The following is a 14679-nucleotide window of genomic DNA, read 5'->3' as shown; positions in this document are numbered from 1 at the left end:
GGAAGGGGCCCTTCACGGACTTGGCACGCGCGACGAAAGCGTCCTTCACCGCATGAGATGCGGCGAAAGGCCCCTTCAGCTCTTGAAGACCCGGCCCAGCCAGCCCGCCCAGATCCCGTCCTGTTCCACAGGATCGACATCGCCGAACAGGTGATGCATCGCGACCATCGGCCCGGCGAACCCGCGCACGAAGCGCAGGAAAGCGTCCGAGGTCCGGATGCCGACCGTCTGCGCGTTCGCGAGATAGACCTCGCCCTCCACAGTGGACACGGAGTCGGTGGAAAGCCGGACCCGGTCCCCCGTTTCCGGCCGCCCCGCGAGGCCGAGTTCCCGGCCCAGCTTCAGCCATGCGCTGTCCCAGTCCCCGATCATCGGCCCGAACACCGTCACCGGCACGGCCTTCCGGCCGGCGAACCGGTTGAGGTATTCGACGAGGGTGCGGAGGAACAGCTCGCCACCCGCGGTCATCGCCTCGAACTCGTCTTCCCAGTCGTCGCCGGGCAGGAAGCCGCTCGTCACGGTCCGCAGTACGGTGCTGCCGCCGGAGCGGCCCTCGATGAGGAACTCGTACGCGACGAACCGTCCGTCCGGCGCGGGTTCCGTGCCGTAGACGAGCCGCTCCAGCGGGTCCCAGGACGTGATCGCCGACGTGGGTTCGTAGCCGCCGAACGCGGTCTTCACGGTTCCGCCGACGCCGCCGTCGACCTCGTTACGGCCCATGAACCACGACGTGATCCCAGGTCCGGTCGCGATGGCGTCCCAGACCTGTTCGGGCGTCGCGTCGACCTCGAGGCGGTCGGTGATCTCGAATTCGTGGCCCACTCAGCGCTCCTCGGGCTCGGTTCTGACACTCGGATGGACGGCGACGACGATCCGGTGATCGCGGCCCTGTTCGGCGCCCTCGTCGTGGTATTTGCTCACCAGATTCGTGATCGCGACGGTGAGCTCTTCGGCGAACGCGGCCCGGTCCGCGGCGGAGGAGAACCGCACCTCGCCGTCGATCGCGAAGGTCGCGACCCGCTTGCGCGCCTTGGTCGCACCGGTGATCAGCAAGCCGACGTCGCGCACGAGCCTCCCGGCCACCGCGAGCAGCCAGCGTGCGGACAGCCGGTCCGGTGACTGCGCCGGATCGGGCTGCACCGCCGAGAGCGCCGTCGGCGAGATGACGTACGAGGACGCCGTCGCGCGCATCATGCGCTCGGTGACGTTGCCCTTCCGCCGTTCCTCGACGAGCTCGACCAGCCCGTGCTTCTCCAGCGCGCGAAGGTGGTAGTTCACCTTCTGTCTCGGCAGGTCCACCCGCGCGGCCAGCATCGTGGCCGACGCCGGCTCGGCGAGTTCGGCGAGCAGCCTGGCCCGGACCGGATCCAGCGACACTTCGGCCGCTTCCGCGTCCTCGATCACCGCAACGGAGAACATGCCAAGAAGGTGTCACCGGAAAGAGTTTTTGTCAAGGAAATCAGTCTTGTCGGTGCGCACGGTTCGCCAGGGCCAGCAAGCGGGGTACCACCTGCGGGGCCGCCTCGAGCGGGACGACGTGCCCGACCCCGGGGAGCACCACGGACGTGCCGTTCTGCACGGCGCCGGCCAGCTCCTCGACGTCCGCCGTGGGCACGAGCTTGTCGCGCTCCCCCACGATCGCGATCACCGGCACCGCGCCGACCTGCGACAACGCGGATTCCCGCGTGTAGGCGTCCAGCGCTGGTCGAAACGCCGATACCGTCTGCGGCCAGTTGCCGCGGATCATCCGCACCGTCAGTTCGACGTCGGCGGGCACCGGGTCGTCCCCGAAGAGCCACCACCGCAGCCCGGCGGTCACCGCCTTGCTCGTGTGCTCACGCACCAGGCCGATGAGTTTGGTCCCGAAGACCATCTCCAGGTCGCGGCCGAGTTTCCCGAGCGCGTTCGGCCAGATCGCGTCCGGCGTGACACCGCCCGCCGACATCGCGAGCAACCCGATTCCCGCCACTCGCGCCGCGAAGGCATCCGGGTGGCGCTGGGCGAGCGACAGGATCGCGAGCCCGCCCATGTCGTGGCCGACCAGGACGACCTTGCCGTCGGGGATCACCTTCTCCAGCACCTCGGCCAGATCGTCGGCGAGGTGTCCCATGGTCGCCGACGCGGCCCGGACCTCACCGGATTCGCCGTGCCCGCGCTGGTCGTAGGCGAGCACCGCGACCGGCTTCTCCGCGGCTTCCGCCAGCACCGGCGCGATGGCGCGCCAGCTTCGCCTGTCGAGGGCGTACCCGTGGAGGAGGACGACGGTCACCGGCGCCGACGGATCACCCCAGCGTTCGAAATGCAGGGGTGTCCCGTCGGCGGCCAGCAGACCGGGCATCAGGCCGAACGGAGGAAGCGGTCGAGCACGCGCACGCCGAACTTCAGCGCGTCGACCGGGACGCGCTCGTCGACTCCGTGGAACAGCGCCGAGAAATCGAGGTCCGCGGGCAGCTGCAGCGGGGCGAACCCGAAGTTGCGGATCCCGAGCGACTGGAAGGACTTCGCGTCGGTGCCGCCGGAGAGCATGTACGGGAGCGTGCGGGCGCCAGGGTCCTCGGCGAGGACGGCGTTGGTCATGGCGTCGACCAGGGCACCGTCGAAGGTCGTCTCGACCGGCGGCAGCTCCATCCACTCCTTCTCGATGTCCGGGCCGAGGATCTCCTCCAGCTCGGCGTTGAACGCTTCGAGACGGCCGGGAAGGATCCGGCAGTCGACCGAAGCCTCCGCGACCGAGGGGATGACGTTCGACTTATAGCCCGCCGTGAGCATCGTCGGGTTCGCCGTGTCACGCAGGGTCGCGCCGATCATCCGGGAGATGTTGCCGAGTTTCGCGACGGAACCCTCGATGTCGTCCTCGGGGAAGTCCCAGCCGGTGATCTCGGTGACGCCGTCCAGGAACTCGCGGACGGAGTCGGTCATGACCAGGGGGAAACGGTGGTTGCCGAGCCTGGCGACGGCCTCGGACAGCTTGGTGACGGCGTTGTCGCGGTGGATCATCGAGCCGTGACCGGCGGTGCCGCGCACGCGCAGCTTCATCCAGCGGATGCCCTTTTCGGCCGTCTCGATGAGGTACGCGCGGACGTTGTCCTTCAGCGTGATCGAGAAGCCGCCGACCTCGCTGATCGCCTCGGTGACGCCCTCGAACAGCTCCGGCCGGTTCTCGACCAGCCACTGCGCGCCGTACTTTCCGCCCGCTTCTTCGTCGGCCAGGAACGCGAAGACGAGGTCACGCGGCGGGACGATGCCGTTGATCTTGTAGTGACGGGCCAGCGCGAGCGCCATCCCGCACATGTCCTTCATGTCGACCGCGCCGCGGCCCCAGACGTAGTCGTCCTGGATCGCGCCGGAGAACGGGTGCACAGACCACTCCGAGGCGTCGGCGGGGACGGCGTCGAGGTGACCGTGGATCAGGAGCGCGCCGCGCGAGGGGTCGGCGCCCGGCAGCCGGACGATCACGTTGTGGCGGTCCTTGCCGCCGGACTCGACATAGGTGATCTCGTAGCCCGCGTCGGTGAGCTTCTCGGCGACGTACTCGGCCGCGGCGCGTTCACCGACCAGCGTGTCGGGGTCACCGGTGTTGGTGGTGTCGATGCGGATCAGTTCACTGGTGAGGGTGACTGCCTCTTCGGCTGCTGCTTCGATCAAATTCGGTTCGGTCACCAGGCATTCCTACCATTGGTGGAGTCCGCCGACCCGTTGCCACCGCGTGATGGACGTCGTGTGACGGCCCACTCCCCCGCGTGCCCGGCCATCTGCTCTCTTCGAGTGGTTGTGATTTTCAGGTACTGCGGGTGGCGAACGCCGGCCGCTAGCGTCGGCTCACGTCGGCCGGGGAGAGCCTTTGGGCTTCTAAGGGGGATTTTCGCATCATGCAAAGAAAACTCTCGCGGGCTTCGCTGAGAATCCGGCTCGTCGCCGCGCTCACCGCGGCCGGTCTGATCGCCACCACGGGCACCGCGCTGGCCGACGCCGACGCCGATCGCAAGGTCGTGCAGGAGGCGCTGGACCAGCTCACCACAACTGGAGGAGCGCTCGGCGCGCAGGCCAGGGTGACCGATGGCCACCAGCGTTTCACCGCGCGCTCCGGCAAGGCGGAACTGGGTTCGAACCGGCCGGTCCCGGAGAACGGCCGGTTCCGCGTCGGCAGCATCACCAAGACGTTCGTATCGACGGTGCTGCTGCAACTCGCCGGCGAGGGCAAGCTCGACCTGGACGTGCCGGTCGTCCGCTACCTGCCCGGCCTGATCGACGGCCGCATCACCGTGCGCCAGGTCCTGCAGCACACCAGCGGCCTCTACAACTACACCGACGCGTTGCCGCTCGACCCGGCCGAGTTCGAGAAGATCCGCTACAAGCACTGGAAACCGCAGGAACTGCTCAAGATCTCGACCGGCAAGCCGCTCGACTTCGAGCCCGGAACCCGGTGGAGCTACTCCAACACCAACTACGTGGTCGCGGGTCTGCTGGTGGAACGATTGACCGGCAGGCCGTATGCAAAGGCGGTCGAGCAACGGATTTTGACGCCGTTGCGCCTCCACGACACCGAGGTTCCCGGCGACGACGTCGACATCAGCGGCCCGCACGCCCACGGCTACGTGTCCGTGGCGGGCAAGCCGACCGACATCACCCGTCTCAACCCTTCGGTCGCGTGGGCCGCGGGCGAGATCATCTCGACGACCCGTGATCTGGACACCTTCGGCGTGGCCCTGGCGAGCGGCAGGCTGCTCAAACCCGCACAACAGCAGGAGATCACCAAGACCACGACGGTCAGCCCCGAATACGGTCTCGGCCTGCAGGTGCAGACCCTGCCGTGCGGTACCCGGGTGTGGGGCCATAGCGGCGGTATCCCCGGCTATTCCTCGCAGCTGCTGACCACGCCGGACACCCGGAAGCGGCTGGAGCTTTCGGCCACGAGCGCGCCGACCGGAGGCGATCCGAACCCGGCGTTCGTCAAGCTGCTCACCGAGGTCTTCTGCTGATGCTCCACCGGTCCACGGGCACGATTTTCATCGAGGACAACGTTTTCTCCCTCGGGGACCGCGACGACCCGCGAAGCCCTCTGCACATCGCCGGAGCCTTCCCCACCCCCGACACCACGGGATTGCTCGCCACGGCGCCGGGTTTCGTCGCGGTCACGCTGCCGCCGGCTCCGGACGGCGACTTTCGAGTACGGGACTCAGTACGTCACCGCGACGCCGGTGAAGACCGCGGACCGAACGACCCGATCGAACATCACCTGATCCAAATCTGGCCGGACACACCACACCCCGACGAACTGCTGAAGGCCACCGACAAAACCGGCGCACTCTGGCGGTATCACCGACGACGGTGAACGAATTCACCGGGAACGGCATTTTTACTCTCATAACCCGGCTGCTTCGCCGCTAGTTTTCTTCCCGAAGGGACCGGGGGAACTGGTCATCGAATCAGCGAGATCGGAGATGACCCGGCGTGAAAGGCACCGTCCTCGGGCGCTCGGCGGGGGCGGCATTGCTCCTGTTCGCGGCGGCCTGCAGTACTCCCACGACTCCCCCGCCCAGCACTCCATCGTCGGCTCCGGCGACCACCGCACCCACGAGCACGACGCCGACGGTCGATCTTTCGTCCCTGCGTCAAGGCGCGGTCCCGGCGAAGTACCCCGAGCCGGATATGAGCAAGTTGCCACCCAAGCCCGCGGACTCCGCACCGCTGCGGGAGCGGATCGCCTGGGAAGCACTGCAAAAAGTGACCAGATTCGCGCATCGCCTCGACCCCGCGGCGCGCTCGTCCTGCCCCGCGTTCGACCCCGGCCGCACCACCACGGCGACCTGCACGGTCACCTATCTCGGCGAGGGTTACGACTACGTGCTGCGTGACATCAAGTTCCAGGGCACCGGGCTGACCAACGGCCGCACCGAACAAGGAACCGTCTCCTACAAGGCGGACCTCACCGCCGGGCCGATCATCCGCGACCAGGTCGAGTCGGTGCTGCGCTATCAGAACAGCACCGAATACACGGCCTGTGACATGCCCGAGCACGTGCGCTTCGGATTCGACTCCACCCGGCGACGGCCATCCGGGTCGTCAGTCGTCGGCGAGTGGATCTACGTTCCCGGCATCTCGTGCCGCTACCTCGATTCCAAGGCCCGAGCGGTCAAGGCCATTCCCTTGGAGCTCTACGACTGGGGCGCGCCCATCCATCCGTGATGGCGGTTCGGCGGCTGAGGCGGGCGCTTGCCTGGGCGTCGCCGTCATCGGCCGCGGTGAAGGGCGAGTAACCGATCTCGACGCGGTCGACCGACAGGTCGGAGAACACGAGCGAGATGGCGTGGCCGATGGCCTCGATCATCGCCTCATGGAACGGCCGCCCCAGCCCGCCCTTGCTCGAAGTCGACCAGCCGATCGTCCAAAGGACCGGCTCCACGTCTCGGGCGTCACTGCGGAAGTCACCGACGCACGGACACAGTGCTTGAAGCGACAGCGCAGGAACTCCGGCCGGATCCCGTCCGAGGATCCGCGGTCGCGTAGACGAGCACGTCGTAGTCGGTGAACCCGCGAAAGACGAGCGCGGTGAGCCTCGAGGAGAACGTGCTTCCCCTGGCCCGATCACCCGTATCGGTGATTCTCGCCGACTCACCATTCGTGGCATGTGGATCACCGGTTCGTGTCACCTCGCCGCCCACTTGCCGTAGCGGAGGCTCGGCGTCCACATCGGCGCACCGCAACCCCGCTACACACGGTGTCAGCGCCCGCGAAACCCACCCCTGGCCTAAAACACGAAAGACTTACGTGTTTATCGTAGGAAGATTCACGACCCGCCGAACGCTCGGGAAATCGTTTTTTGACAGGTCGCCAACGTGGTGAAAATCTTCGATCGCTCCTCGCGAGAGCACAACCGAACACGAAATCCGAACAAGGAGCCCCTCAATGCAGATGTTCACCCAGCACGTGCACCACGGTCACGACCTCATTTCGGGTCTGCTCGCGCACCTGGCCCACGTGCTCGGATGGCTGGTCTGACGCTCTAAGCACAGGGATTGACGGGGGCCAATCTGTTGGCGCGGGTCGGCCCCTCGTGTTTGCGACCCGGTAAAGGGGCACATTCGTGTCCCTTTACCGGGTTCCGGTTTTTCGAGCCGAAAGAAATACCGCTAAAGCGCGAATCCCAGGTCCCTGCCCCGCGCGATGAGTTCTTCCCGAGCCGAGGGATGCGCGACCTGGTCGACGATCTGCCGCGCCTGCTCGCTCGCGTCGTTGCCCCAGATGGTCGCGACACCGTGCTCGCTGACCACGAAACTGTGCTGGAACGACGTCACCGGACCGGTCAGCCGGGGCACGACCGTCGAAACGTCGGCCTTCGGATGCCACGACGGCAGCGCGATGATCGCCCGGCCACCGGGTGAATGCAACGCCCCGACCACGAAGTCGGTCTGCCCGCCGAACCCCGAGTAGATCGCCCCTCTCACCCGGCTCGCGTTGGCCTGGGCGTACAGGTCGACTTCGAGGGCGCTGTTCACCGAGACAAGACCCCGCTGGCGGGCGATCACGGCGGGATCGTTCGTCTTTTCCGTACGCAGCAGGCGGATCCGCGGATTGCGGTCGAGCCAGCGATACAGGTCCGCACTGCCGAACACGAACGACGCCGTCACCGGTTCCGCCGGATCGAGGGCCCCCGCTCGGTCGAGCGCGAGCACGCCGTCGCTGAACATCTCCGACCAGATCGCGAGCCCGCGCCGTCCGGTCACCGCCGCCAGGGTCGCGTCGGGGATCCCGCCGATGCCCAGTTGCAGGGTCGCGCCGTCCTCGACCAGCCCGGCCACCCGCTCACCGATGGTCCGCGCCGTGTCCCCCACCGGCCGCGGGACCGGCGACAGCAGCGGTTCCACCACTTCGATGCCGTAGTCGATCTCGTCGACCGGCACGAGGCCGTCGCCGTAGGTGAACGGCATCTCGGGATTGAGCTGCGCGATGACCAGGCCGCCGCGGGCCCGCACCGCCTCGATGGCGGCCGGCAGGATGTTCACCTCCGTACCCAGCGACACCACGCCGTCCACCGGGGCCGAGGTGTGCAGCAGGACGACGTCCGGCGGCAGCGAGTGCTTGAGCAGCTGTGGCACCAGCGAAAGCCGGGACGGGAAGTACCGCAGCCCGGGACGGCCGCGCATACCCGCGCCCACGAACGGCGTTTCCAGCAGGACACCCTCACGGTCCGGCATGCCGGCCTGCGCGTTCAACGCGAACAAGCGGTACTCCGCCAGTGCCGCGTCCAGCACCTTCAGCGCCCGCATCGGCGTGGCGAAGTTCCCGCTCACCACCACTCGCGGACGCGAAGCGGGCACGCCCGCGAGAACGGAACCGAGCTGGCTCTCCGACAAGACGCGCATGAGCCGATCATGCCCGAGGAGCCCCTCGCCGGCGCGGGCCGGACCCCCAGAAACCGGCCCGCGTCCGGCCCCGCCCGACCATGGTGCGACCGGGACCGGTGCCCGCGCATGGGTGCCGGGACCCCATATTCCGGTGCGGCGTCGAACGGCCACCGTCCGTGCCCGGCGGTCACTCTCCGGACATCTTCGTGTGTGCGCTGAATGTGGGGGTGCCGCCCCCATGTGCGTACCGCGCCGGACTGAAAGCATTACCGCCGTGACGCCCCCACCATCGGCGACGTCCCTGCCGCCGAGGTGGTGGGAGCACGGCCGGACCCCGCGCGAACGGACAGCGGACAAGCCCCTCTGGGCCGACTTCGCCGAACACGCTGTCACCACGCTTCTGCCGGAGCGCCCCCCAGTCGGTGACTGGCGTGTGCGGTTCGCCGGGGTCTTCAGGTCTCTCGTCGACGCCGCCTCGCGTGACGCGGTCCCGGACGGTCTCCCCGGCGCCGACGTCGACGCGCTTCGTCGGGGCTTCGCCGCGCAACTCGACCAGCACCTGCTCAACCTCTCGGTCCGTACGCTGGTCCTCGAACTCCACCGCGCCCGCAAGGCCGGAGCCCTCCAGGGCGAGACGCCCGAAGAGCGCTTCTCCGATTTCGTGCGTCGGCAATCCACTCCGGCCGGGCTGGTCCGGTTGTTCGGCGAGTACCCGGTGCTGGCCCGGCTCCTGGCCCAGGCCTGCCTGTACGCCGCCGAGGCCCACGCCGAAACGCTCGCCCGGTTCTCGGCCGACGCGGCCTTGCTGCCCTGCTCGGTCATCGACGGCGAACTCGGCACGCTCGTCGAGGTCGCGGGCGGGTTCGGTGACTCGCACGCCTGCGGACGTTCGGTCAAGCTGCTCCGCTTCTCCAGCGGCGCCAAGGTGATCTACAAACCGCGCTCGCTGATCCTGCACGAGCGGTTCACCGACGTCGTCGAACAGCTCAACAAACGGCTGCCCGGGCTCGAACTGCGCACCGCCGACGCGCTGACGCGTGACGGATACGGCTGGCTCCGGTTCGTCGAACATCAGCCGTGCGCCGACCTCGGCGACGTCGACCGTTTCTACCGCAGGCAGGGCATCCTCCTGGCACTCCTGCACGCGCTGGACGCCACCGACGTCCACTACGAGAACATCATCGCCTGCGGCGACCAGCCGGTGCTGATCGACATCGAGACCCTCTTCCAGCCGTCTCCGCCCGTCCCGCCGGAGGGCGACCCCGCGGCGGCGATGCTCGCGCGTTCGGTGCAGCGCACGCTGCTGCTCCCCCAGCTCTTCGCCGGCGAGCACGGTGCCGTCGACATCTCCGGGCTCGCCGGCCGCGGTGGCAAGCTGCCCACCGACCGGGTCGATTGGGCCGACGCGGGAACCGACCGGATGCGGTTGGTCCGGGTGCCCGGCGAACTCGCCGGAAGCAACAACCTGCCCCGCCTCGACGGCCGCGACGTCGCCCCCGCCGAACACAGCGCGGCGCTGCTGGCCGGATTCCGGCTCGGCTACGACGCGATCTCCACCGGACGGGACGAACTCGCCGAGCTTCTCCGGCGCTGCGCCGAGGATCCCATCCGGGTGCTCATCCGGCCGACGAACTTCTACTCCCGCCTGCTGGACGAGACCACCCATCCCGACCTGCTTCGCGACGCCGCCGACCGCGACCACGCGTTCGACCTGCTCGAAGAAGACTCGGTGCGGGAGGAGAAACTGCTCCGGCTCGTGCCGCACGAGCGGGACGATCTGTGGGCGGGAGACGTACCGATGTTCACGTCGAACCCCGGTTCGACGTCGCTGCTGGATTCGCGCGGCGACAGCGTCGAAGGGGTCGTCGAACAGCCGTCGCTGGACTCCGTGCTGGCGAAGGTCGCCGACATGGATCCGCTCGACCAGCGTGATCAGGAGTGGCTGATCTCGGCCACCCTCGCCATCAGCACGTCGGCCGACGGCCACCACGGCGGCGGCGAGACCGCGGAAACGGCGGTGCCGAATCAGGCGCCGGACGCGGAGCGGTTGCTGGTCACCGCGTGCGGGATCGCCGACCAGATCGTCGCCAACGCCTTCTCCGACGAGCATCGCTCCAACTGGCTCGGGATCGAACTCGTCGACGACCGCTACTGGACCGTTCTCCCGATGGGCGCGGGCCTCGGCGAGGGCTACTGCGGTGTCGCGTTGTTCCTCGCACAGCTCGCCGAGCTGACCGGGATCGCGCGGTACCGCGATCTGGCCGCGTACGCGATCAGCCCGCTTCCCGGCCTCTTCGCCACCCTCCGAGCCGATCGCGAACTGGCCGCCACCGCCGGCTGCGGCGGGCTTCTCGGACTCGGCGGTGTCGCGTACACGATCGCCCGGCTCAGCACCCTGGTCGGCCTTCCCGCGGGTGACCTCATCGAGCAGGCCGTCGAGCTGATGCCCGAGGCCACCTCCGAAACGCCATCCGGGTTCACGACCGGACTCGCGGGTGGTGTCGCCTCGATGCGTTCGGTGTATGTCCAAACAGGACTGGAGACGGCGCTGGCGCGAGCCGACCGCTACGCCGCACAACTGCTCGAACGCGAACGTCCGTCGGAGAAGGCCTTCGCCCGCGGTTCGGCCGGGATCGACTGGGTCCTCCGGGCACACGACCGTCCCGGCGAAGAACCACCCGGAAAGGCGGACGATCGGGCGGAAAGCACCGGCGGCTGGTGCGACGGACTCGCGGGCGACGCCCTCGGAATGGCCGCGCACCTGCCCGATCCCGAGCACGCCAGGGACCTGGACCGGACGATCAGACGGCTGACCGACGGGGCACCGCTCAAGGATCTCAGCCTGTGCCACGGCGAGTCCGGAGTGCTGGACGTGTTGTGCGTGCTGGCGGAGAACGGGCACACTGGCGCCGCGGCCGCGGTACGCCGCCGGACCGGTCATCTGCTCGCCGCCATCGACCAGCGCGGTGCCCGCTGCGGGACACCCGGCGCGGTCCCCTCGCCAGGGCTGCTGAGTGGCCTGGCGGGGATCGGCTACGGCCTGCTGCGGCTGGGATTCGGCGACCGGGTCCCTTCCGCGCTCCTGCTCCGCCCCGACCGGCCGCATCCCGCGGCCACCGTTTTTCCGCCGGTAAACCGAGTATGAGGAGAAGAACCACATGTACGAAAGAGATCTGCCCGCCACCGAAGACGTCCTCGGCGCCGTGAACCTGCCGCGCGCCCTCGAGGTCGGCTCGCGCAACCACGCGCTGGCGGGCAGCAAGCCGCGGCTGAGCGCCAACCCGCTCGCCACCCTGTCCACGGACACCGGTTCGCCGTCCGTCGTCAGCGTCTTCACCGGCGGCTGGATTTAAAGACAGGCTCACGGAGGCGGGCTCGCGCCGCCCGCCTTCGTGATCAACTTTTGGCCGTGACAGCGGAATCCGCTCGCTATAGTCACGGCGGTGGGTATCCGTTCGTCGCGGGTGATCGGCCGCGACGCCGAACTGGCCGAGCTCTCCGGGGCTCTCGATCGCGCCATCGCGGGTCGCGGCGGCGCGATCTTTCTCGTGGGCGAAGGCGGCATCGGCAAATCCCGGCTCGCCGTCGAAGCCGCCTCGCGAGCGGTCGCCGCCGACATCCCGGTGCTGCAGGGCAGGGCCAGTTCGATCGGCCCGCTCGTCCCGTTCCGTCCGCTCACCCAGGCGCTGCTGTCGCATTTCCGCGGCGGGGGCCCTCCGGAGGCGACCGAACTCGACCCGTTCATTCCCGTGCTCGCCCAGCTCATCCCCGATTGGAGCCGAGGAGATCGGCCCAGGGAGTCAGGCTCCCTGATGGTGCTCGCCGAAGCGGTGTTCCGGCTGCTGGCCGTCACCAGCCGCGACCGCGGCGCGCTCCTGGTCCTCGACGATCTCCAGGACGCCGACGCCGAGACACTGTTCATCCTCGAATACCTCGTCGACAACCTGCCGGCGGCGCAGACCCTGTTCGTCGGCACGCTCCGCAACGAGCCCTCCGACGCGCTGCGCCTGGCGACCTCCGGAGCACAGCGGATGAGTTGCACAATCGCTGAACTCGGCAGGCTCGGCCTCGCCGACACCCACGCGCTCGCCGCCGCCTGCCTCGAGACCGAACCTGGGCAGTTGCCATCGACCGCGACGGAACTGTTGTGGCGCAACAGCGCCGGCCTTCCGTTCATCGTCGAGGAACTGCTCCACGGCATGGTGAACGACGGTCTGCTGGTCGAAGGCCGCGACGGCTGGCGCGTCATCGGCGAACTCCGCGCCCGCGTCCCCGCCGCGCTGGTCACCAGTATCGGCGCTCGGATGGAGCAACTCGGCGAGCAGGCCGGCGAACTGCTTTCGGTCGCGGCGATCATCGGCCGCCGCTTCCCGCTGACGGTGGTGCAGAAGGTCACCGGGACCAACGACCGGACGCTGCACAACCACCTCGGCGCCGCGGTCTCCGCGAACCTGGTGACCACCGACGAGATGACGCCCGGCTGGTACGCCTTCCGACATCCGCTGACCGCGGAAGCGCTGCTGGCGCGCCAGTCACCGGCGCGGAAGGCGGAACTCGCCCGGCAAACCGCCGACGCGGTCGAGGAGCTGTACCCGGGACTGCCGGGCGACCTGTGCGCGCTCGTCGCGTCTCTCCGGCTGACCGCCCTGGACGAGCGGGCGGCGGGCCGGCTGTTCGCGGAGACCGGCCGTCGCGCTCTCGACGCGGGTGCCGCGGACTCCGCGGTCACGATGCTCACCAAGGCCCTCGACCTGCTCGCCGGGGCCGACGCGGGTGATCGGGCCGAGGTGCTGGAGACGCTGGTGCACGCGCTCGGGCAGACCGGCCAGTTCGACCGGGCCGTCGAGCTTTCCGCGGCGTTCGGTGAGATCGGCACGCTCGAACGGGCCGCGAAACTGCGCACCCAGCTGGCGTGGGCCGCCTACATCGCGGGACGGCACGACGAATGCCTCGGCCAGATCGAACGCGCCCGTGCTCCCCTCGGCTCGGCGATCACCCGCGCTCAGCAGGCGGCACTCGACGCCGTCGAAGCGAACCTCTGGCTCGACGTCCCCGGCAAGACCGGCACGGCCGAGCGGCTCGCGCGTCAGGCGTGGAAGGTCGCCGAGGCGACCGAGCAGCCGTTCGTCGTCTGCCAGGCGTTGCAAGTGCTCGGGATGCTCGCCCTGTCGCGGGATCTCAGCGAATCCGAGCACTACATGCAACTCGCGCGGCGGACCGCCGAAGACAACCATCTGCACCATCTCCGCACCCAGGCGCTGGTCCGGCTCGGCGGACATCGCGTGCTGATGAACGGCGACGAGCAGACCTTGCTGCTCGCTCGCGCCGACGCCCAGCGGACCGGGTCGATCACGCTGCACTGCGCGGTCGATTCCGTGCGCACCATGCACGCGATCCTGCGCTGCGATTTCGGCACCGCGCACACGTTGCTCGCGGAGAACCTCGCCGTGCTGGGCAGGCTCCGGCTGACCGCGTTGCTGCAGTACGCGCATATGACCAGGGCGATGTCGGCCGGGCACCGGGCGGACCGGCCCGCGATGGAGCAGGCACTCGACGACTTCCGCGAGAGCGGCGGCGAGAACGCGCAGGAGATGGTGCTCAGCATCGGGCTGGCGCGTGTCTTCTGCTCGCTGCTCGAGGAGGACTTCGACCGGGCCCGCCGCGAACTCGGCCAGGTCATCGAGCTGGAGGACCGGCGGCCGAGCCGGTTCCATCTCGCCGGCCAGCACGGGCTCCGGACGCTCGTCGACACCCTCGGCGGCGCGCCCTGCCCGGAGGACGGCTCCGCGGTGAGCGGGATGCGGTGGAACCGGCAGTTCGTCGAATTCGCGCGCGCCGTCGAGCACGGCAGGCGCGGTGACGCGGCCGAAGCCGAACGAGCGGTGGCCTCCGCGCTGGAGACGTCGGCGCCCTATCCCCTGGCCCGCCATCTCGGGCTCCGGCTGATCGCCGAGCCGGCCGCGGCCGACGGCTGGGGCGATCCGGCGGGCTGGCTCAAGGAGGCCGAAGAGTACTTCCACGGCAGGGACATCCAGGCGGTGGCGGCCGCCTGCCGGACGCTGCTCCGCAAGCTCGGCGCGCCCGTCCGGCAACGGCGCTCCGGGGTCGACCGGGTGCCCGGCGACCTGCGCGCGGCCGGGGTCACCGTGCGCGAATACGAGGTGCTCGTGCTGCTCGCCGAGCGGATGGGGAACAAGGACATCGGCGCCCGCCTGCACATCTCGCCCCGGACGGTCGAGAAGCATGTCGCGAGCCTGCTCGCCAAGACCGGGCTCGCCGACCGTGCGGCCCTCGCCGAACACGCCGCCGGACCGCGACCTGGCATGCTGTGAGC

At 69.2% G+C, this 14679-nt stretch carries 13 protein-coding genes; 6 read left to right on the top strand and 7 right to left on the bottom strand.

Annotated features, from left to right (window positions below):
- Nucleotides 1-75: 75 nt before the first annotated feature.
- From AJAP_RS18105 to AJAP_RS18090, 4 genes are read right to left on the bottom strand one after another with little or no spacing between them, the layout of a single operon-like run.
- On the bottom strand, nucleotides 76-822 hold the full coding sequence (locus tag AJAP_RS18105; protein WP_038513206.1) for an SRPBCC family protein: 747 nt from the start codon (nucleotides 820-822) through the stop codon (nucleotides 76-78).
- Nucleotides 823-1419, bottom strand: a complete 597-nt coding sequence (locus AJAP_RS18100; protein WP_007029600.1) for a winged helix-turn-helix domain-containing protein — start codon at nucleotides 1417-1419, stop codon at nucleotides 823-825. It lies immediately after the preceding gene.
- 40 nt (nucleotides 1420-1459) lie between these two features.
- A complete protein-coding gene (locus AJAP_RS18095; protein ID WP_038513202.1) occupies nucleotides 1460-2338 on the bottom strand; it encodes an alpha/beta fold hydrolase in 879 nt (292 codons plus the stop codon).
- Complete coding sequence (locus AJAP_RS18090) at nucleotides 2338-3660, bottom strand: M20/M25/M40 family metallo-hydrolase (protein ID WP_037338283.1); 1323 nt, start codon at nucleotides 3658-3660, stop codon at nucleotides 2338-2340. Before AJAP_RS18090 ends, AJAP_RS18095 begins: the two co-directional genes overlap by 1 nt.
- 209 nt (nucleotides 3661-3869) lie before the next feature.
- Here AJAP_RS18090 and AJAP_RS18085 point away from each other — a divergent pair, with 209 nt between their 5' ends.
- From AJAP_RS18085 to AJAP_RS42505, 3 genes are all read left to right on the top strand, one after another.
- Nucleotides 3870-4979, top strand: a complete 1110-nt coding sequence (locus tag AJAP_RS18085; protein ID WP_051972502.1) for a serine hydrolase domain-containing protein — start codon at nucleotides 3870-3872, stop codon at nucleotides 4977-4979.
- A complete protein-coding gene (locus AJAP_RS18080; RefSeq protein WP_038513200.1) occupies nucleotides 4979-5332 on the top strand; it encodes a hypothetical protein in 354 nt (117 codons plus the stop codon). The genes AJAP_RS18085 and AJAP_RS18080 overlap by 1 nt, the downstream gene beginning before the upstream one ends.
- 119 nt (nucleotides 5333-5451) lie before the next feature.
- Complete coding sequence (locus AJAP_RS42505) at nucleotides 5452-6186, top strand: hypothetical protein (RefSeq protein ID WP_228694973.1); 735 nt, start codon at nucleotides 5452-5454, stop codon at nucleotides 6184-6186.
- Here AJAP_RS42505 and AJAP_RS45435 read toward each other — a convergent pair.
- The 3 genes from AJAP_RS45435 to AJAP_RS18070 all read right to left on the bottom strand — a co-directional run bounded on the left by AJAP_RS45435 (nucleotide 6134) and on the right by AJAP_RS18070 (nucleotide 8363).
- Nucleotides 6134-6352, bottom strand: coding sequence for a YxiG-like protein (locus tag AJAP_RS45435; RefSeq protein ID WP_456061795.1), 219 nt, complete (start codon nucleotides 6350-6352; stop codon nucleotides 6134-6136). The genes AJAP_RS42505 and AJAP_RS45435 overlap by 53 nt on opposite strands.
- Entirely contained in the window at nucleotides 6325-6480 is a 156-nt protein-coding gene (locus AJAP_RS45430) for a YxiG-like protein (RefSeq protein ID WP_456061794.1), read from the bottom strand. The genes AJAP_RS45435 and AJAP_RS45430 overlap by 28 nt, the downstream gene beginning before the upstream one ends.
- 650 nt (nucleotides 6481-7130) lie before the next feature.
- Nucleotides 7131-8363, bottom strand: a complete 1233-nt coding sequence (locus AJAP_RS18070; protein WP_038513198.1) for an acetyl-CoA hydrolase/transferase family protein — start codon at nucleotides 8361-8363, stop codon at nucleotides 7131-7133.
- A 256-nt stretch (nucleotides 8364-8619) separates the two neighbouring features.
- Between AJAP_RS18070 and AJAP_RS18065 the strand changes: the two genes are divergently transcribed.
- The 3 genes from AJAP_RS18065 (at nucleotide 8620) to AJAP_RS18055 (ending at nucleotide 14677) form a co-directional block, all read left to right on the top strand.
- The gene (locus AJAP_RS18065; protein WP_038513196.1) at nucleotides 8620-11490 is read left to right on the top strand and encodes a type 2 lanthipeptide synthetase LanM family protein; all 2871 of its coding nucleotides are present in this window, start codon (nucleotides 8620-8622) and stop codon (nucleotides 11488-11490) included.
- A 13-nt stretch (nucleotides 11491-11503) separates the two neighbouring features.
- Nucleotides 11504-11698 (top strand): hypothetical protein, encoded by a 195-nt coding sequence (locus AJAP_RS18060; protein ID WP_016334466.1) that lies wholly within the window; start codon nucleotides 11504-11506, stop codon nucleotides 11696-11698.
- A 90-nt stretch (nucleotides 11699-11788) separates the two neighbouring features.
- Nucleotides 11789-14677, top strand: coding sequence for a helix-turn-helix transcriptional regulator (locus AJAP_RS18055; RefSeq protein WP_038513194.1), 2889 nt, complete (start codon nucleotides 11789-11791; stop codon nucleotides 14675-14677).
- Nucleotides 14678-14679: the final 2 nt, after the last annotated feature.

Source organism: Amycolatopsis japonica, from assembly GCF_000732925.1.
GTDB lineage: Bacteria > Actinomycetota > Actinomycetes > Mycobacteriales > Pseudonocardiaceae > Amycolatopsis > Amycolatopsis japonica.
This window is presented reverse-complemented; position numbering and strand designations above follow the sequence as displayed.